At 45.1% G+C, this 17832-nt stretch carries 19 protein-coding genes; 10 read left to right on the top strand and 9 right to left on the bottom strand.

All coding sequences use genetic code 11. The features are described 5' to 3' along the window. The first annotated feature begins 32 nt into the window (after positions 1-32). Positions 33-662: a trimeric intracellular cation channel family protein gene (locus QMF28_RS08835; protein ID WP_068319507.1), complete on the top strand. Its 630-nt coding sequence runs from the start codon at positions 33-35 to the stop codon at positions 660-662. Here QMF28_RS08835 and ggt read toward each other — a convergent pair. From ggt to QMF28_RS08815, 4 genes are all read right to left on the bottom strand, one after another. Further along, positions 649-2220, bottom strand: coding sequence for a gamma-glutamyltransferase (ggt, locus tag QMF28_RS08830; protein ID WP_281742377.1), 1572 nt, complete (start codon positions 2218-2220; stop codon positions 649-651). The genes QMF28_RS08835 and ggt overlap by 14 nt on opposite strands. 66 nt (positions 2221-2286) lie before the next feature. Next, positions 2287-3732 carry a TRAP transporter large permease gene (locus QMF28_RS08825; RefSeq protein WP_281742376.1) on the bottom strand — a complete coding sequence of 482 codons (1446 nt, stop codon included), beginning with the start codon at positions 3730-3732 and terminating at the stop codon, positions 2287-2289. Continuing rightward, positions 3729-4271, bottom strand: coding sequence for a TRAP transporter small permease subunit (locus QMF28_RS08820; RefSeq protein WP_281742375.1), 543 nt, complete (start codon positions 4269-4271; stop codon positions 3729-3731). The genes QMF28_RS08825 and QMF28_RS08820 overlap by 4 nt, the downstream gene beginning before the upstream one ends. 20 nt (positions 4272-4291) lie before the next feature. After that, the gene (locus QMF28_RS08815) at positions 4292-5377 is read right to left on the bottom strand and encodes a TRAP transporter substrate-binding protein (RefSeq protein WP_087910349.1); all 1086 of its coding nucleotides are present in this window, start codon (positions 5375-5377) and stop codon (positions 4292-4294) included. A gap of 338 nt (positions 5378-5715) precedes the next feature. Here QMF28_RS08815 and QMF28_RS08810 point away from each other — a divergent pair, with 338 nt between their 5' ends. Further along, positions 5716-7386 carry an MFS transporter gene (locus QMF28_RS08810; protein WP_281742374.1) on the top strand — a complete coding sequence of 557 codons (1671 nt, stop codon included), beginning with the start codon at positions 5716-5718 and terminating at the stop codon, positions 7384-7386. A gap of 53 nt (positions 7387-7439) precedes the next feature. Here QMF28_RS08810 and QMF28_RS08805 read toward each other — a convergent pair whose 3' ends face one another. Then, complete coding sequence (locus tag QMF28_RS08805) at positions 7440-8051, bottom strand: MOSC domain-containing protein (RefSeq protein ID WP_281742373.1); 612 nt, start codon at positions 8049-8051, stop codon at positions 7440-7442. 46 nt (positions 8052-8097) lie between these two features. Here QMF28_RS08805 and QMF28_RS08800 point away from each other — a divergent pair, with 46 nt between their 5' ends. The 6 genes from QMF28_RS08800 to QMF28_RS08775 all read left to right on the top strand — a co-directional run bounded on the left by QMF28_RS08800 (position 8098) and on the right by QMF28_RS08775 (position 13818). Next, the gene (locus QMF28_RS08800) at positions 8098-8508 is read left to right on the top strand and encodes a hypothetical protein (protein WP_281742372.1); all 411 of its coding nucleotides are present in this window, start codon (positions 8098-8100) and stop codon (positions 8506-8508) included. Positions 8509-8597: 89 nt separating this feature from the next. Further along, entirely contained in the window at positions 8598-9410 is an 813-nt protein-coding gene (locus tag QMF28_RS08795; RefSeq protein ID WP_281742371.1) for a fumarylacetoacetate hydrolase family protein, read from the top strand. 451 nt (positions 9411-9861) lie between these two features. Next, entirely contained in the window at positions 9862-10848 is a 987-nt protein-coding gene (locus QMF28_RS08790) for a GlxA family transcriptional regulator (protein WP_281742370.1), read from the top strand. A gap of 21 nt (positions 10849-10869) precedes the next feature. Then, positions 10870-11292, top strand: coding sequence for a thioesterase family protein (locus QMF28_RS08785; protein WP_281742369.1), 423 nt, complete (start codon positions 10870-10872; stop codon positions 11290-11292). Between the two features lie 170 nt (positions 11293-11462). After that, a complete protein-coding gene (locus tag QMF28_RS08780) occupies positions 11463-13103 on the top strand; it encodes an AAA family ATPase (protein WP_281742368.1) in 1641 nt (546 codons plus the stop codon). 1 nt (position 13104) lies between these two features. After that, entirely contained in the window at positions 13105-13818 is a 714-nt protein-coding gene (locus QMF28_RS08775; RefSeq protein ID WP_281742367.1) for an alpha/beta hydrolase, read from the top strand. A gap of 399 nt (positions 13819-14217) precedes the next feature. On the opposite strand, the gene QMF28_RS08770 is transcribed toward QMF28_RS08775, so the two are convergent. Genes QMF28_RS08770 through QMF28_RS08760 form a run of 3 tightly spaced genes read right to left on the bottom strand, consistent with a single transcriptional unit; the run spans position 14218 to position 15912 of the window. Next, entirely contained in the window at positions 14218-14397 is a 180-nt protein-coding gene (locus QMF28_RS08770) for a hypothetical protein (RefSeq protein ID WP_281742366.1), read from the bottom strand. Then, on the bottom strand, positions 14394-15062 hold the full coding sequence (locus QMF28_RS08765; protein WP_281742365.1) for an AAA family ATPase: 669 nt from the start codon (positions 15060-15062) through the stop codon (positions 14394-14396). Before QMF28_RS08765 ends, QMF28_RS08770 begins: the two co-directional genes overlap by 4 nt. 58 nt (positions 15063-15120) lie before the next feature. Further along, positions 15121-15912: a hypothetical protein gene (locus QMF28_RS08760; protein ID WP_281742364.1), complete on the bottom strand. Its 792-nt coding sequence runs from the start codon at positions 15910-15912 to the stop codon at positions 15121-15123. 126 nt (positions 15913-16038) lie between these two features. Between QMF28_RS08760 and QMF28_RS08755 the strand changes: the two genes are divergently transcribed. Both QMF28_RS08755 and QMF28_RS08750 read left to right on the top strand, forming a co-directional pair. Next, entirely contained in the window at positions 16039-16782 is a 744-nt protein-coding gene (locus tag QMF28_RS08755; protein ID WP_281742363.1) for a hypothetical protein, read from the top strand. A 58-nt stretch (positions 16783-16840) separates the two neighbouring features. Further along, complete coding sequence (locus tag QMF28_RS08750; RefSeq protein ID WP_281742362.1) at positions 16841-17185, top strand: hypothetical protein; 345 nt, start codon at positions 16841-16843, stop codon at positions 17183-17185. Here the strand turns inward: QMF28_RS08750 and QMF28_RS08745 are convergent, their stop codons facing one another. Further along, entirely contained in the window at positions 17186-17752 is a 567-nt protein-coding gene (locus QMF28_RS08745) for a tyrosine-type recombinase/integrase (protein WP_281742361.1), read from the bottom strand. Between the last annotated feature and the right edge of the window lie 80 nt (positions 17753-17832).

Raw genomic sequence — 17832 nt, 5'->3', positions numbered from 1 at the left:
GCGCGTAAGCAAAGTGCTTTAGACTCTTTGCTATGGAAGAGATTAGTTTCTGGATCGGCATCATTGCAACCATGGCCTTTGCGGTTACGGGGGTTTTGGCTATCGCAGATCGTGGTGTTGATCTTTTCGGCGTTCTAGTGCTTGGTTTGATTACCGCCATTGGTGGGGGCACTATTCGCGACATTATTTTGGAAGTACCTACTTTCTGGTCGGACAATCAAATATATGTATGGCTTGCCTTAGGCGCAAGTGTGCTGACATTTTTCGCAGAATCGTTTTTTACCCAACCACAAATTTATCGTTGGATGTTGTACATCGATGGATTTGGTGCTGCACTATTTGCAATTCAGGGTGCCGATAAAGCTTGGAATATGAATTTTGGTTTGCCTGTTGCACCAGTCATCTTAGGGGTAATTACCGCGATCGGTGGTGGCCTGTTGCGGGATGTACTTGCTGGCAGAAAAACGTTAATCATGTCGCATGAGCTTTATGCAATTCCGGTGACCTTGGGTTGTGTTGCTTATGTTTTAGTGCTGAACTTCTTGCCACAGTATGTGGTTGAAGGTTCTGTGATTTGTATGCTCGGAATTTTTGGGCTACGCGCAGCTGCTATTTATTGGGATCTGCGCGTGCCTAAAATGTTTATTACTAAAACGCGCTAACCGCACCATCGCTGCGAGGATCCCATCCACCTCGCAAAGTACCTGATGAGTCACGAATAATGCAACCCGCATGCCCCACGGTTTCATCAAATGCATCGAGCATTTCTATCTCATGACCTAAGGCATGCAGTTCTTTTGCAACCCAAGGACTAAAGCGAGACTCGAGTTTTAAGCTATCGCTCGTTTGGCCCCAAGTGCGACCGAGCAACCAACGTGGACGGCTAATAGCATCTTGTGGGTCTAAGCCGTAAGTGGCAGTGCGAGTAAATACTGCGCATTGCGTTTGCGGTTGACCATCGCCACCCATCGTTCCATAAACCATCGAACGACCATCTTTAAATAAAGCCATCGCTGGATTCAATGTGTGGAATGGTTTTCTGTAGGGCTCGAGGTGATTTAGTGTTGTCGGATCTAATGAAAAACTGCAGCCACGGTTTTGCCAGTTCACACCAGATTTAGGTAGCACAATACCAGCGCCAAACTCGTGATAAATACTTTGAATGAATGAGACGCAATTCCCATCACCATCTATGACGCCCATCCAAATCGTATCGGCCGGTCCTTTACCTTGGCCCCAAGGTAAAGCTTTGTTGGGATCAATATTCTTAGCAAGTTTTTTAAGGAAAGCAGGCGCTAAAAAAGACTGCGCATTTTTTGTCATGTATGCAGGATCAGTGACAAATTGATCGCGAATCTTGAACGCTTGTTTTGTGGCCTCAACACAATGATGAACATACTCTGCACTGTCGACCTTAAAGCGTTTTAAGTTCAACTGATCCAAGATGCCAATGATCATTAGCGACACAACACCTTGAGTAGGTGGAATCATGTTGTACACCTTACCTAGACTATGTTTGAGTTCTAAGGGGTCAATGAGTTTGGCGTGATGACGATGTAAGTCATCGAGGCGCAATGGACTACCAATGTCGGTTAACTCTTTTGCAAGAAGTTCAGCAAGATCACCGCGGTAATAATCATCCGTTCCCTTAGTGGCAATTTGACGCAAGGTTTTGGCTAGACGTTCTTGTTTGAAGATGCTGCCTACCGCAGGTGCCTTGCCATTGACCAAGAAGGTTTCAGAGAAGCCTGGAATCGGGCTTAACTCTTTCCGTTTTTTTTCAGTCAAACTCGATTGACTATAAGTAACCGGTACACCTGCTTCGGCGTAATGAATAGCATCAGCCAATAGGCGAGATAAGGGAATCTTGCCGCCTAGTCCTTGTTTAGATAGTTTGTGAGCGGCGCCCCAGCCAGAGATTGTTCCGGCAACCGTGTTGGCTGCTATCGATCCACGAAACGGGATTGCTTTAGTAATACCACGCTCTGCATACCATTGCTTAGTGGCTAAACCTGCGGCTGCACCACAGGCATCAATGCCGCCCATGGCCTTACCGGGTGAATGAACGACCCAAAATGAGTCGCCACCTATCGAGTTCATATGTGGATAGACAACAGCAATCGTTGCGGCTGCCGCCACCATTGCTTCTAAAGCGTTACCGCCTTCCCGGAGGACTGCTAAAGCTGATTCAGAAGCGAGGGAGTGCGGTGCTACCGCCATCCCCCGGATGCCCCACTTTGCCTGCATAGTAAATCCCCTCTATTTTTTTATCTTAATTTTTTAGTTTTATTTATTTTCTCGCAATTGCCGTTCGATATCTGCACTCGAGTCTACGGTAATCTCATTTTGCTCTACACCAGCCAATGGATCAACAGATGGAGCGCTTGCATCAAAGGCTGCAGTTGGCTTATCTACAAAGTAGGTAACTGTTTCTGGGATAAAAATAATGATCGCCACCAGAATCAATTGCAGACCAACCCATGGTAAAGCCCCATAGTAGATATCTGAGCTTTTGACAGTTTTATCTGCCACTCCTCTCAAATAAAACAAGGCAAAGCCAAAGGGTGGATGCATGAATGAGGTCTGCATATTGGCACCAAGAAGCACGCCAAACCAAATTAAGTCAATGCCAAGCTTTTCTGCAACCGGAGCCAATAATGGAATGATGATGAAAGCAATTTCAAAATAATCCAAGAAGAAGGCTAAGAAGAAAACAAATAAGTTCACCACAATTAAGAAGCCTATTTGGCCTCCTGGCAATCCCGATAATAGATGCTCAATCCAAAGGTCACCATCCACGCCACGGAATGCTAGGCCAAAGACAGTGGAGCCAATCAGAATGAAGATCACCATGGCATTGATACGCATAGTGGAAGTCATTGCTTCCCAGACCAAGGGCTTTTGTAAGCGCTTATTCATGGCAGCAAGTATTAATGCCCCCACAGAACCCATGGCGCCACCTTCAGTTGGGGTTGCAAGACCCATCAGGATTGTTCCCAGCACCAAGAAAATCAGCGCAATGGAAGGAATAATGCCCCAGAGAATTTTCTTGAATAGCTTCCAATCAATTTTTGGACGCGCTTCTGGTGGAAGTGCTGGCACATCTTGAGGTCTAAAAATCGACAAGAAGAAAATGAATAAGCAGAACAGTACTATCTGAATGATGGATGGTCCAATGGCGCCGGCATACATATCACCAACAGATTTACCTAGCTGGTCAGCCAACACGATTAAAACGAGTGATGGCGGAATGAGCTGGGTAATTGTGCCCGATGCCGCTATCACGCCAGTAGCAACTCGCGGGTTGTATCCGTACCTAAGCATTACTGGAAGAGAAATTAATCCCATCGCAATGACAGAGGCTGCTACGGTACCAGTGATAGCGCCAAGAATCGCACCAACAATAATGACTGCATAGGCTAAGCCACCACGGATAGGGCCAAATAACTGCCCTAAGCCTTCGAGCATATCTTCTGCTAATCCACACTTCTCAAGAATCGCGCCCATGAAGGTGAAGAATGGAATCGAGAGCAACAAATCATTCGAAAGAATGCCAAAGACTCGGTCCGGTAGTGCTTGCAAGAAGGTAGGCTGAAACATGCCCATCTCGATACCAATGAACGAGAAGAATAAACCAACAGCGCCTAGAGAAAACGCAGCGGGATATCCAATTAATAAAAATACAATCAAACCCCCAAACATGATGGGGGCCATTAGATCTTGGCTAATCATTGGAGTGGTCTTTCGTATTTAGGATCGATTTGAATCATGCCGATAATGGCTGCGTAGCGCTTGATGATTTCTGAAATACCTTGGAGTGTTAGCAAGAAAAAGCCCAAAGTAATCACGCCGCGCACTGGCCAACGAATAAGACCCCCTGGATTACTCGAGGTTTCATTTTGAATAATCGAAGTGATAAAGAATTCCCAAGAGTAGTAACCAATAATGACGGTCATTGGAAGGAAGAAAATAATTCCCCCCCAAAAATCTAACCAGAGGCGTACTTTATTGGGATACAAGGCATAGAGCACGTCAACTCGCACGTGCTCATTGAGGCGAAATGTAGTGGCTGCACCAAACATCACCATGCCGGCAAACAAATACCATTGTGCTTCTAACCAACCGTTTGAGCTGATGTTAAAGCCGTACCGGATTAGCGCGTTTGCAGTGCTAACCAGTACGGCAATAAGAACCATCCAACTTGCTAAAACTCCAAAACGGTCATTTAGGCGATCAACGAAATTTGCAAAAACTAAAAATTGTTTTGGCATTTCAGTTACTCGCTTAAAGTTTATTTGACTGGGTTAGTTAGCATGAAGCTCATGAGAGTTTGTTCGGCAACCTTGTTCCACAACATTTGATCGTTGCGGAATTTTTTCCAAGGCTCGTAAATCTTCTTAAAGGATGGGTTTTTAGCAGCTTCCTCCTCATACATTTCAAAAGCTGCATTTGATGCGGCTTTCATAATTTCAGTGGAGTAAGACTGCAACTTGACGCCATTCTTGATTAAGCTCTGTAAGGCAATTGGATTTTTATAGTCGTACTCAGCCATCATGTCGATATTGCATTCAGCACATGCTGAGGCTAAGGCTTCTTGATATTGCTTAGGTAGCTTTTCCCACTCCTTAATGTTGACATACATGGAGTACATAGAGCAAGCCTCCCACCATCCTGGGTAGTAGTAGTAAGGGGCAATTTTGTAGAAGCCCAATTTTTCATCGTCGTATGGTCCGACCCACTCAGCTGCGTCAATCACACCTTTTTCAAGAGCTGGGTAAATATCACCGCCAGCAATTTGTTGTGGGATTGCGCCTAAGCGGGACATCACTTCTCCGCCGAGGCCGGCGATACGCATTTTGAGGCCCTTGAGGTCTGCAACGGTTTTTACTGGCTTCTTAAACCAACCGCCCATTTGTGTTCCTGTATTACCTGCCGGAAAAGAAATGATGTTGTAGTCACGTAAGAATTCACGCTGTAGCTTTAAGCCTCCACCCCAGTACATCCAAGCATTTTGCTGACGCTGGTTCATGCCAAACGGAACGGTAGTATCAAAAGCGAACGTTTTATTTTTGCCAACAAAATAGTAACCAGCCGTGTGCGTACATTCCACGGTACCTTGCTGCACTGCGTCAACTGTACCAAAAGCCGGCACAATTTCACCAGCACCAAAGATGCGGATCTGAAACTTACCATCCGTTAAAGCGGCTACTCGTTTAGAGATGAATTCGCCACCACCATAAATCGTATCTAAGCTTTTAGGAAAGCTAGATGCGCAGCGCCATTTCACTTCTGGCATGGATTGTGCGATTGCTGGCGCAGCCAATACGCCTGCGGCAGCGCCAAGTGCGGTCTTACCTAGGAAGTCACGTCTTTTCATTTGCCTTGCTCCTTGTTTATTAATTATTTGATGGCATTTTTTTTGCTTATGCCTTTTTACTAACTACAAGATCAATTAAAGCGAAGTGCAACAAGTGTGATTCGAGAGGTTTGCACCCTGATTTCCAGAAATGCACCTCACTTGGGCTTATTGCTTCAAGTTAGTGCTAAACCCTTTTCGCATCATGGCTTAAATGCGTTGCAATAAATCCACATTTCTCGGGAAAACCCCGAGTCTATTTGATGAGGAATTACCCTAACTAGTGGATTTCTTTGAATTTTTTCAAAGCATAATCGACCCGTTGTTTTTTATTTAATAAAAATAGTTAGGAGCTACTGATGTCAACATCAACTAAAGCAGCCCCAATGACCCCTGAAGAGCGCAAAGTTATTTTTGCATCCTCATTAGGTACAGTCTTTGAGTGGTACGACTTTTATCTTTACGGTTCTTTGGCTGCCGTTATTGCCAAGCAGTTTTTCTCAGGCTTAGATGCTGGTTCTGCCTTCATTTTCGCTTTGTTAGCGTTTGCTGCTGGTTTCATCGTGCGTCCATTCGGCGCGTTGGTGTTCGGTCGCTTAGGCGATTTGATCGGACGTAAATATACGTTCTTAGTCACCATCCTGTTAATGGGTGGCGCAACCTTCATCGTAGGTATTCTGCCTAACTACGCAACTATCGGTGTTGCTGCTCCAGTCATCCTGATCGCATTGCGTATGCTTCAAGGTTTGGCTTTGGGCGGTGAGTACGGTGGTGCTGCTACTTATGTTGCAGAACATGCCCCTCACGGTAAGCGTGGCGCCTACACAGCTTGGATTCAAACAACTGCTACTTTAGGTTTGTTCCTCTCCTTGCTCGTGATTTTGTTCACACGTGAATTCACTGGTCCAGACTTTGATGTTTGGGGCTGGCGTATTCCTTTCATCGCTTCTATCGCATTGCTCGGTATTTCTGTATGGATTCGTTTGTCCATGAATGAGTCCCCAGCTTTCAAGAAGATGAAAGAAGAAGGCAAATTGTCAAAAGCTCCTTTGTCCGAGTCTTTCGGTCAATGGAAGAACTTGAAGATTGTTATCTTGGCATTGTTTGGTCTGGTTGCAGGTCAAGCGGTGGTTTGGTACACAGGTCAGTTCTATGCGTTGTTCTATCTCACACAAGTGTTGAAAGTAGATGCTAAGACTGCGAACTTGTTGATTGCTGCTTCATTGGTAATCGGCACACCATTCTTCGTGATCTTCGGTGCATGGTCTGACAAGATCGGCCGTAAAGTAATCATCATGGGCGGCTTATTGCTTGCGATCATTACTTACATTCCAAATACACCAGTTTCAGTATTCAATGGTTTGACACACTTTGCTAACCCAGCGTTAGAAAAAGCGATGGCAACTTCACCAGCTACGATTACTGCTGATATCAATGAATGTACATTCCAGTTCAACCCAACAGGTACAGCGAAGTTCACAAGTTCTTGCGATATTGCAAAACAAGTGATGGCGTCTAACTCTGCAAGCTATACAACTATCCCTGGCCCAGCCGGTGGTACAGCTGTTGTGAAGATTGGTGATACAGAAATCACTGGTTACTCAGCAAAAGGTATGGCTCCAGCAGATTTGAAAGCTAAAGATGCTGAGTTCAAGAAGCAAATCCGTGATGCGTTGAATGCTGCAGGCTACCCAGCTAAAGCTGATCCAGCGCAGATCAACTACGCAGCTGTGTTAGCGATATTGGTGTTCTTGGTGATCTTGGTAACCATGGTTTATGGTCCAATTGCTGCGATGCTTGTTGAGATGTTCCCAACTCGTATTCGTTACACCTCTATGTCATTGCCATACCACATTGGTAACGGTTGGTTCGGCGGCTTATTGCCAACGATCTCCTTCGCCTTGGTTGCGCAAAACGGTAACATTTACTACGGTCTCTGGTACCCAATCATCATCGCTGCGATGACATTGGTAATCGGTACACTGTTTGTTAAAGAAACCAAAGACGTAGATATCTACGCACGTGACTAAGCTTCTTTAGTCTGTAACAAATAAGAAACCCGATCAGAAATGGTCGGGTTTTTTTATTCCCATAAATCTTTTTGATTCCGATTATTTAAGAGCTTGTGATTTTGTTGAGCAATAGAGGTTTCTCTTGATCCTGGGATGAGTTCAATGTGGGCACCAGCAGCAAGCGCCCCAGTTTTGATCACCCGCAAATACCAGCCACTAAAGCCAGACTGCAGCATTGACTTTGCGGCGCCTTTATAGCGCATTGCGGCATTAAATTTAAAGCAGGGTTCACGTAGTTTGACGACTGCAAATTCCAATTCCCCAATCCGCAGTCGATCACCAACAAACACCTCTGTTTCTAGCAGGCCTTCTATTGTGAAATTTTCGCCAATAGCCCCATGCTCTAAATGAACCGACTGCTTAGTCTCACGAGTCAGTAGTTCGTTCCAAAACGCGTAGTGTTCTGCCGGATAAACATAGATGGCTTTTTCAATGCCGCCGTGTACGGATAAGTCTGCCTGCTCATCACCTTTAACGCCAAGGGTAGTAATGTCGACGGTAGTGGGGGTGTCTAAAGCACTTACCGCTTTCTTACGAATTGCCGATGCAACGGATTTGTAGTCGGGGTGATGGTTACCGAACAGAGGCATGACCTTGCCGGCGGAGATGGTGAGAAGGCGCATAAGTAAGAATGACTGATAAGATCAAGTTATCTATTGAAGAAGGTAAATGATGCACTTTTATAAGCTTGTTGCCACTCTATTTCTGAGTCTGCTCATCAGTCAAGCAGCTTTTGCTAAATGGGATGAAGAGCGCGATACGACTACCAATGGCAAGGAAGAGCTGGTCTATTACTACAAGACGAACGAGCAAGGACAAAAGCTCGTATTAGATAAGTATGTGAAGCGCCTTATTTTTATACGCCCTGACAGGTTATATAAACGCTCTATCAAACAAATCAAGATCGATGGGGTGGTGGTGGATGTTACTAGCGACCCTTTTTCTCGTTACCCGGAGCAAACGGCAATTGTTTTTGATAACAAAGACGAGGTTCTAAAAAAACTCTTTTTGGCTAAGAAAATTGAATTTAATGTCTTGTATGGTCGCGACCAAGCTGAGAGCATTTTCATCATTAAATAATTCGCCAATCCTATTTCCGGGTGTAATGTTGCTGTAATGTGTAAATAAATAGAAAGACGGTGAAGTCCGTTTATTGAGGAGGTTAGGTAATGTCAGTTAAAAATGATGAGTTGTTAAATCGCCGCAATGCAATCAAGCTTGGCGTTGCTTCACTTTCGTTGACGGGTATTGCAGCAGGCGCTCAAGCTCATAAAGGGGCGGATGCAATAACAACCCCATTTTCTGTGTCTCAAACATTAATACCGATTGCAGGAAGTAATGCAGAATTCCCGGTACGTCGCATTTATTGCATCGGTAGAAATTATGCAGCGCATGCTCGCGAGATGGGGTCAGATCCAACGCGTGAACCGCCATTCTTTTTTCAAAAACCGACAGATGCTATTCAGTTTGTGGCGCCAAACAAGATAGTTGATCATCCTTATCCATCGCTAACTAAAAATTATCACTATGAAGTTGAGTTGGTTGCGGCACTAAACAAGGGTGGTAAAAATATCCCCGTTGAAAAGGCGCTTGAGCATGTATTCGGTTATGCCTTAGGTCTTGATATGACGCGTCGCGATTTGCAGCGTTTCATGGGCGACCAGAAGAAGCCTTGGGAAATTGGTAAATCATTTGATTACTCTGCACCGATTGGACCGATTTTTCCGGTGAATCAAGTGGGGCATTTCACCAAGGGAACAATTTCACTTTCAGTCAATGGCGTGACAAAGCAAAAAGCCACCCTAGACCAAATGATTTGGTCTGTTGCAGAGCAGATTTCGAAGCTTTCAGAAGCAAATGAATTATTCCCCGGGGATATTATTTACTCGGGAACACCTGAGAATGTCGGCCCAGTTGTGCGCGGGGACATCGTTCGTTGCAGTATCGATAATTTGCCGGATTTGGTGATAAAGATCGTCTGATTTGCCTAAATATTGAGTCCAAGGTGAGTTCATTGAGCATTTTGGTCAAATAAGCTAAAATCTCACCTTCGGCGAATTAGCTCAGCTGGTTAGAGCGACGGAATCATAAAGCACAAGGTTCTGAGGTTTCCGACCCTTTCCCCAATAAAATCAAGCACTTAGAAAACTAAGGTTTTCACCGTAGCACACACCGTGTGACACACCACCCGCAAAGTACCGAAGAATAAGGCTTTTCTGGACAAAAGCGTTCTAGCGTAAGGCTTGGATCGGAGGGTAGTGGCGAGAAGTGTCGTTTTAAACGACACCCAAGGGAGTTTGAAATGTCTCTTTTGTACTGTCCAGACAATTTAAGTCATGTAAGAGTGCAAATAAGGCACAATATTTTCATATGTGGACATCATCCAATTTATACATGGAGCTTAATTGGCTTGCTGTGTAGAGTGTCAATCCTATGCGTAAGATCACTATCGGCATTCTCGTATTTCCGCGCTTTCAATTACTTGATCTGGCTGGCCCTTGTGATGCCTTCGGAGAGGTTAAGGTTCTGAGCAATGGTGAATCAGAATATGAAATTTTTACTGTTGGTACAACCAGGGGTCCAGTACAGTCTTCAAGCGGAATTACTTTAACGCCTGATCGCACGATTTTTGATCCATGCCCTCATTTTGATACTTTGATTATTCCTGGCGGTCTTGGAATCTTTAATCTTCTTGAGGATTCCACTGTGATTGATTGGATTGCCAGGCAGGGTGATGAGTGCAGAAGGATCAGCGCCATATGCAATGGGGTCTTTGCATTAGGTGCCGCAGGAATGATAAATGGCAAGACAGTCACTACTCATTGGATGGATGTGCCTCGATTAGCTAGCATGTTTAAGCGTGCCGTTATCGAGCCAGACCGTATTTTCGTAAAAGATGGTCATATCTATACGACTGCTGGAGTAACTGCTGGCATAGATTTATCACTTCTTCTTATTGAGGAAGATATTAATAAGAAGATGGCGCTTGATGTGGCGAAATACTTGATTGTGTATTTGCGCCGATCTGGAGGGCAAAGTCAATTTAGCCCATTGCTTGAATCTCAAGCTGCTGAAAATTCCGTAGTCGCATGTGTTCATAGCTATATTCTTGATAATCCTGAGGCTCGTCATAGTTTAGAGTCAATCTCTGAGCATTTGAATATGAGTCCAAGAAATTTAACTCGTATTTTTAAGAAAGAATGCGGCATGACCCCGATGAACTATGTAAATGATGCTCGTATCGACTTTGCAAGACGATATCTTGAATCAACAGATATGGGATACAAGGACATAGCTCAGCGTTGTGGATTGGAGAGTGCTGAGGCTCTTCGCAGAATATTTGTTCGAAGGTTGGGTATTACTCCACTTGAGTACCGAGAGCATTTTCGCTCCTCAAGTGAAGAGGTTGAATCCAATTAAATTACTGGAGCTAGGTTTGTAATGAAGACTTCCCTTAAGCCGGGCATTAAATATGAATACTCATTTACTGTAACGAAAAATCAAACTGTTCCTGCTATGTTCCCAGCATCTGATGAGGGCGCAATAAGACCCGAAGTTTTTGCCACAGGTTTTTTAGTTGGGTTTTTAGAGTTGGCTTGTGTGAAAGCAATTATTCCTCATCTGGATTGGCCTGAGGAGCAGGCTGTTGGAACCTACATTTCTATAACTCACCTTGCGGCAACCCCTCCTGGACTTGAAGTAACCGCAAATGTTGAACTTGTAGATGTTGATGGAAGAAAACTCAAGTTTAAGGTTCAAGCTCATGATGGCATTGATTTAATTTCTCGAGGTGAGCACGAACGGATGATTGTAGATAAAGAACAATTTATGGCTCGCACCAAGAAAAAATTGGAGTATATCTAGCCATTTCAAAACAAGTCTTGTTTTAAAGGTGCATTGCCTATTAGGCTCAATAAAATATGTTGTTAGGAGTCAGAATGACAAAAGAAACAAAAGGGATGATGATCGGCTTTATTGGGACAACCTTTTTTTGGCTTAACTTTGCCATTCACCCGAAAGAGTAAAAAGAACACATGCAATTCGAAATACCAGAAACCCTCGCCAATGCGCTACTCGAGATAATCAATGAGGATTCACCGCTTGCTAGGCGGCTGAGTGAGTACAGCCTTTCACGTGGCAAACGTGTGGTGCCTAGCCACCTTTTCGACGCCACCTCGCTTAACACACTCTACGGCCTGTGCCGTACGGCTAATGAGCGTGAGTTGATGTTTCAAATGCTGGCGCTCGACAATATCCACGCTGCGCCAGCTGCCCGAAAAATCCCCAGCTTGGAGATGTTGATCCCTGGTCTGATCGCATGGCTGTCGCGTGACATGATCGATGGCTGGCTTTATAAACTCGGTAAGGATGGAGTGTTGCTACCCTGGCTGGTCCATTCTATGCGCTATGTGCAGCCTGTCGATGGCGCAGCTTACGTCATCATCAGCCTTCTGGCTAATACCTTGCAGGCGGCAGAACGAGGTCCAGTTACCGATCCGAGACTAAGGCGCACCGGCATGACCAACAGCATTACCTTTTATGCTGAAGACATTCTGGATTGTACGATTCCCGAATTAATGACGGGTTATGGTTACTTTAAAGAATGTGCGGAATTCAAAAACGAATACGAGACACACTTAAAGCATTTCATGCAGATGCAGCCGAAGTTTGGCGCGCAGTTTACTGTTTCCGGTACTGTCTGGATTTCTAGCGAAGGGTCTCGTCCACAACTCGAATGCATGCGGCTGCAGGCAGGCACAACCGCCCGCTGCGTCAATGACGAAGAGCTGTTAGAACGCCACTTTGATACCACTGCCGATGCAACCTTCTGGCGCAGCAGCGGTATCAGCGAAGGTTTTGAGCGAATTCCCCAGCATTGCTATCTACACCTATTCCACTTGGACTACCACCGCAGCGTATGGGTGCATGTGCAAAATGTTGAAGTCTATCGTTACAAACCAGAATTGCGTGATAAGCTGGTTCTGCCGCATGCACATCGCGAGCTGATTGATATCTTGACCGCTGATCGTAACTTTCTGATGGAGGACATCGTCGAGGGTAAGTCGGGCGGTACAACCATTCTGTGCAAAGGCGCGCCTGGCCTAGGCAAGACGCTGACAGCAGAGGTCTATGCCGAGGTCGTCCAGAAACCACTATACCGCGTACATTCTGGTCAACTCGGCGTGACGGCAAGCTCAGTGGAAGCGAACCTTTCGAAAATCCTGCGGCGCGCGGCACGCTGGGATTCGGTGCTGTTGCTTGACGAGGCTGACGTCTACATCCGTCGCCGCGATAACGATCTGCAGCACAACGCAATCGTGGCTGAGTTTTTGCGTACCCTCGAGTACTTCAACGGTTTACTATTCATGACTACCAACCGCGTAGCCGACATTGATGATGCCGTTTTGTCGCGCTGCATCGCCATCATCCAGTTCGAGACACCTACACAGGTGCAGGCAAAACTATTATGGAAATCGCTAGCGCAGCAGTTTAATACCGACTTGCCCGACGACCTAGTTGAGCATTTAGTAATAACATACGCAGATGCAAGCGGTCGCGATATCAAAGAGTTACTCAAGCTGACACTCAAGTTTTGTAAGGGTAGGAATTTGTTGCTTAGCGAGGAAGCCTTTACTCAGTGCGCAGCTTTCCGTAGCATCGGTAATCCCATCTAAGATGGCAACATTTGACACTTCTTTCCTTGGGGATTCGCTGCTGGGCCGGCTCAGTTTTCGATCTGGTACTCTACCTGACAAGCAAGCCTTGCCCGCTGGTCGCCACAACCTGGGTATTGCTAGCGAGCGCGATGCTGTATTGATCGTGCCGGACGGCCTGCAGCCTGGGGTTCCAGTCTCTCTGCTCGTGATGTTTCATGGCGCAGGTGGTAGCGCCGACAAAGTGCTGCCATTCCTGATCGACCATGCGTCTCAGCATGGCTTTTTGCTTCTGCTGCCACAGTCTCAGTTTCCAACTTGGGACTTGGTCGTGGGTGGTAACGGCCCGGATCTAGAGCGGTTGGAAAAAGCGTTACGCGAAGTGGCGTCACGTTTTTATATCGATCCATCCCACTTGGGGTTTGCTGGGTTTTCAGACGGAGGCAGCTATGCGCTGTCAGTGGGTGTGACCAATGGCGACGTCGTAAGCCACGTGATCGCATTTTCCGCAGGCTTCATGTCAGCCTTTCAGCAAAATGGTACACCCCGCATCTTCATTGCCCATGGTTTGGAAGACGAGCAGCTACCAATTGAAACTAGTGCGCGTCCTCACGTAGCCAAACTTAAGGCCGTAGGTTATGACGTAACCTCATTGGAATTCATGGGCCCTCACCGCATTGAGCCGGCAGTGGTTGGGTTGGCAATTGATTTTTTTCTAAAACCGACGGCGCAGTAGTAATAAGCCGCGCTTAGAACGCAGAAATTCTCCTAGAACCGACAAACAACACTCAGAAGGGTGGTGATATTGCCAAAAGTCTTGTGTGCTGTTGAAGGTTTAGAGACTGGACGGCACTTGCTAAGTTCAGGAATGAATATGTTGAAGGCATAGTCCGGGGAGTTGTGAAAATTACACGAACCGAAATCCTTTAGTCCTAGGTCAGGTCCTCACCAGAAATGGTAGTGTTTTTTATTAGACTCTCGGAGTGGTAATAGATCGTACTAATAATTTCTCTAGCTAATTCAAATGACTAGAGCGGTATTTGATCCATGTGTAATGAAGTGTCGTTTAAAACGACAAATAAAATAGCCCGCTAATAAGCGGGCTTTAGTATGGTGTGCACATTCTATCTAATTGTTAGTCGTCGTAGTCTTCCCAGTCACTCGGCTTTATAAATCTTGATTCAATATCAACCGAATAGCATTTATGAATCCAGCCTCGATAAAAGTCAGCGCAATCCTTTGCGGCGGCTTCATTATCAAAAGCATCCACAACATACTTATCTTCATTTGCTTGAACTATCCATACTTGTTTCATACGACCCCCTTGTTGCGTCTCGCAAGTCTTTCTACGTTATGGATAAGATTGCGTAATGAGCCATTAGCGGCGGTAATAGTAGGCAATAATTCGATGTCGCTCATAACAACACCCATATCGCTTATTAAGCTCTTGGCCAATGGCAAATACCCGCTAATTGGCGCAGCATTCATCTCAACTAATACACAACGATCTTTTAAGCCCTTATCAAGCTCGGATATGTTGTTTGTAGTCAAAATGAAGATACCTCTATCGGTATTGAGAGCGGACTTTAAACTTTGTTGAGCGGAGCTTGTTAGGTTATCTACCTCATCCAAAATGAAATAGTGCAAGCCGCTCTCATTCAAAGAGACTTTGTTTAGTGCATTCTCAATTAGAACCATCACCTGCGGGCCATTAAAGCCTTGCTGGCAAGCAATAAGGTTTTCGGGGAGCATTAAGCCTTGCCCTGATTTGCCAATCTCGATTGCGTTAGGTAGCATCTTTGCCAGAGTGGTTTTGCCTGTACCAAAGACTCCGTAAAGAAGAATGGCTGATTTGCCGCAGTAAGGTAACGCCTCTGTGCCGCTGACAATATCTTCGATTCGCAAACGACTCTCAGTGTTACCCCAGATGATGTCATTAATTGTTTTGGGTTCATATTTGAAACCTTTCTTGTTTGTCATTTCATTTCCTTTGTGTTGTTAAGTGAGGGGGCGCTCATAACGCCCCCAGCAGTATTGGTTAGGCTTGTTTGGCGATAGCACCATCAGCATCGTTGGCCGCATTTACTTCTTTCTGGGCGGCAATCTGTTGTGATTTGATATCACCATATAAAGCTGTGAAAGCCGCATTCACTGCGCCGTCCTTGCGAACTAGGGCGCGGATGGCAAAACCACCATCAGCCATCTGCTCAGCAATAAGTACACAGTCTTCGCCTACATAGCCAGCATCAGCTAATTGGCTAAGTTGCTCTGACTTAGCAATGGCTAACACTGGAAGATTCGCAATGTCAGCTTTGGCAATAGAAGCCTTAGCGGTTGGACTTACGAAAGTTGCGCTTCGCGAAAGTTTGATTTCCTGAATGCCGCCGTTATCTTCAATCCATTGCGCCAATTGAGTTGGTTCTACCTTGGATTTTTGAGCCTGACGCAATACCAGTGCATATGTACTAACACGACGACGGTCAATATTTCCAAATACGGCACGAACCACGCGAGCAATGATGTGCGAGTCTTTTTTATATTTATAGCCACGTTCTTTAAAGAATGCTTCCAAAGCCGCGCTACGTTGTTTGGATTCAGCTACTGATAATTCGCCCGAAAATGTTAAGCACTTAGCAAGTAACTGGTTGCGCTCCAAGTTACTTGCTTTATATGCTCCCTGTTCCCAACTAAGCCTATCAGCCTCCATAGAAGCCAGCAATTTACCTGCATTAATAGCGACATGTGATTTATCGCTAGCCTGTGCCATCTTGTCGTTTAAAACGACATTGTTAGTTGCTGTTGTTTCTACTGCGTTCATAAGTGTATTCATGATTTATTACCTTTCAATTTATGGGTGCTTGTTAAGAAATTTAACCGCTTAGCCACGTAAGTATTTTAATGAAATAGACTATTTTTCAGAGGTACAATCTAACTATGTTAATTAGAAAGTTAAGAAATGATAAGAAGATTTCTCGCTCCTCACCCTACTTTTGGTACGAAGAACAAGCCGCTTACTTTGTCCTATCAACAACAGAGTCCGTACTACTGGTGGTGGGTGTATCTGCGCCGAAATGAAGACTATTTGGCTTGTTGTGAACGAGGCGGCAAAGGCAGGCTTGCCAAACTGTATAAAGATTTTGGTGATGTGCGAGAAGATAACTTTAAGAAGTGGTGGACAGAAGGAGGTCGTGGCGCAACTCTGTTTTCTGAAAACGTTCCTGAATTAACCCTCAGAGAGCTTTCTGATAAATCGCAATGGGACGAAGCGTGGACAGCAGATGAGGTGCTTGTCGTTGCTATCCCTTTGACATCAAGCAGAAGATATATTCAAAGTCGCCTTATAAGGTTGCTAGATAAGCGCCATCACGCAGAAAAGCCTGGGCGAAAGAAAAGTAATCTAGCTCAAAGTACTGCCAGCTATCCACTGGAACGTAATTACACAATTGAGAACTTACAAAAGACATTGCAGGTGTATGACAAGTACTTGCAAGTCAAAGATGAGAAGCCAAAGGTTCCCTTATGGAAAATTGGCGAACAAATGCGATTGGTTCGAACGGCGATGACGTCGGACGATATAAGTCTCAATGAGCAGCAAGACCGTAGAAACGTAATGGGCGCTAGTGTGAAGCGATACATAGCAAATGCAGAGAAATTGATAGCTAATACCGCAAAAGGGCGATTTCCGTTAACAAAAAAATGACATTTCAAAAGACACTTTGATATTCTTATAACAATTAATAACAAACTATGAGGGTTATATGGATTTCTATCTAACGGCGCCGAAGTGGAATGATAAAAAATGCCCTCGCAAGGACCCGGCTGCGAAACCAATTAAAGCAAAGACTCTCAGTGGCGTAACAGTTATCAAGGTGAAAAATGCCAAATACAGGCTTGCAGAATTTGACGGAGTTTTTGCCGTAGTGAATGGCAGTGACATCAAGGTATCAAAGTCAGGCAAAGCCACCAAAAAAGTGTTTTGCTTATGGCATGGGCATAGCATTCCAACTGACTACCCAGAGCTTACTTTGGACTTAGAAAATACCGAAGTGATTGAGGGCTACAAGGGCAAAGTAGTAGTCGATATTGGTAGAGTTAAAAAATAACTAAACAAGCTCAACAGCGGCTTTAAGCTGAGTTGGGCTTGAATACAAATATGAAGCGGTGGTAGAGATGTTGCGGTGCCCAGCTAAACTTTTCAATATATGAATAGCTGTGCCTTTGTTTGCAAGCGCTGTCAAAAATGACCTCCGCCCTGAGTGGCTGCTAGCGCCATCGAGCGAACAGGCGCGATATAAGTAAAAGAAGTACTGAGCTAAAGAGTTAGCTGAGAAGCCTGCTTGTTTTTGTGTGTAAAACAGAGGCTTACTGGCATCTCTAATGCGCAATACACGTAGATACTGACTTATCTCTTTGCGCATTCGTTCATTTAAGTAAACGGTGCGAGCGTGTTTGCCTTTAGTTTGCTCGGGCAGCAAACGCACTTCATCCTTAATTGTGTTGTCGCTGTTTAAAACGTCGTTTATACGTAGTGCGGCAACTTCACCTACTCGCATACCCGCGTAGTGTGTAAGTAGCAACATAGCGCGATTACGTGCGCTGTGCCTACGTGTAGCGACGTGATCTAAAACTCTGCGTAGTTCTTGTGGATTTAAAACTCTAGCTTGTGACATACGTTCTCCCTGAAATGTAATAAATACAGAGCTACAGTATGTTTTCTTATGTTTGGTTAGAGCAACCGAAAATGGCTAAG

Origin of the sequence: Polynucleobacter yangtzensis, from assembly GCF_027924165.1 — a bacterium.
Taxonomy (GTDB): Bacteria; Pseudomonadota; Gammaproteobacteria; order Burkholderiales; family Burkholderiaceae; genus Polynucleobacter; species Polynucleobacter yangtzensis.
Note: the sequence above shows the minus strand (reverse complement) of the source record. Positions and strands in the feature narration are given on the sequence as shown.

Excerpts from the sequence above, each read along its gene's own strand:
- QMF28_RS08770 (WP_281742366.1), bottom strand. The coding sequence starts at position 14,397 with ATGAAACAAGTATGGATAGTTCAAGCAAATGAAGATAAGTATGTTGTG.
- QMF28_RS08815 (WP_087910349.1), bottom strand. The coding sequence starts at position 5,377 with ATGAAAAGACGTGACTTCCTAGGTAAGACCGCACTTGGCGCTGCCGCA.
- QMF28_RS08745 (WP_281742361.1), bottom strand. The coding sequence starts at position 17,752 with ATGTCACAAGCTAGAGTTTTAAATCCACAAGAACTACGCAGAGTTTTA.
- ggt (WP_281742377.1), bottom strand. The coding sequence starts at position 2,220 with ATGGCGGTAGCACCGCACTCCCTCGCTTCTGAATCAGCTTTAGCAGTC.
- QMF28_RS08800 (WP_281742372.1), top strand. The coding sequence starts at position 8,098 with ATGATGCACTTTTATAAGCTTGTTGCCACTCTATTTCTGAGTCTGCTC.
- QMF28_RS08820 (WP_281742375.1), bottom strand. The coding sequence starts at position 4,271 with ATGCCAAAACAATTTTTAGTTTTTGCAAATTTCGTTGATCGCCTAAAT.
- QMF28_RS08765 (WP_281742365.1), bottom strand. The coding sequence starts at position 15,062 with ATGACAAACAAGAAAGGTTTCAAATATGAACCCAAAACAATTAATGAC.
- QMF28_RS08825 (WP_281742376.1), bottom strand. The coding sequence starts at position 3,732 with ATGATTAGCCAAGATCTAATGGCCCCCATCATGTTTGGGGGTTTGATT.
- QMF28_RS08795 (WP_281742371.1), top strand. The coding sequence starts at position 8,598 with ATGTCAGTTAAAAATGATGAGTTGTTAAATCGCCGCAATGCAATCAAG.
- QMF28_RS08760 (WP_281742364.1), bottom strand. The coding sequence starts at position 15,912 with ATGAATACACTTATGAACGCAGTAGAAACAACAGCAACTAACAATGTC.
- QMF28_RS08805 (WP_281742373.1), bottom strand. The coding sequence starts at position 8,051 with ATGCGCCTTCTCACCATCTCCGCCGGCAAGGTCATGCCTCTGTTCGGT.
- QMF28_RS08780 (WP_281742368.1), top strand. The coding sequence starts at position 11,463 with ATGCAATTCGAAATACCAGAAACCCTCGCCAATGCGCTACTCGAGATA.
- QMF28_RS08785 (WP_281742369.1), top strand. The coding sequence starts at position 10,870 with ATGAAGACTTCCCTTAAGCCGGGCATTAAATATGAATACTCATTTACT.
- QMF28_RS08775 (WP_281742367.1), top strand. The coding sequence starts at position 13,105 with ATGGCAACATTTGACACTTCTTTCCTTGGGGATTCGCTGCTGGGCCGG.
- QMF28_RS08835 (WP_068319507.1), top strand. The coding sequence starts at position 33 with ATGGAAGAGATTAGTTTCTGGATCGGCATCATTGCAACCATGGCCTTT.
- QMF28_RS08755 (WP_281742363.1), top strand. The coding sequence starts at position 16,039 with ATGATAAGAAGATTTCTCGCTCCTCACCCTACTTTTGGTACGAAGAAC.
- QMF28_RS08790 (WP_281742370.1), top strand. The coding sequence starts at position 9,862 with ATGCGTAAGATCACTATCGGCATTCTCGTATTTCCGCGCTTTCAATTA.
- QMF28_RS08810 (WP_281742374.1), top strand. The coding sequence starts at position 5,716 with ATGTCAACATCAACTAAAGCAGCCCCAATGACCCCTGAAGAGCGCAAA.
- QMF28_RS08750 (WP_281742362.1), top strand. The coding sequence starts at position 16,841 with ATGGATTTCTATCTAACGGCGCCGAAGTGGAATGATAAAAAATGCCCT.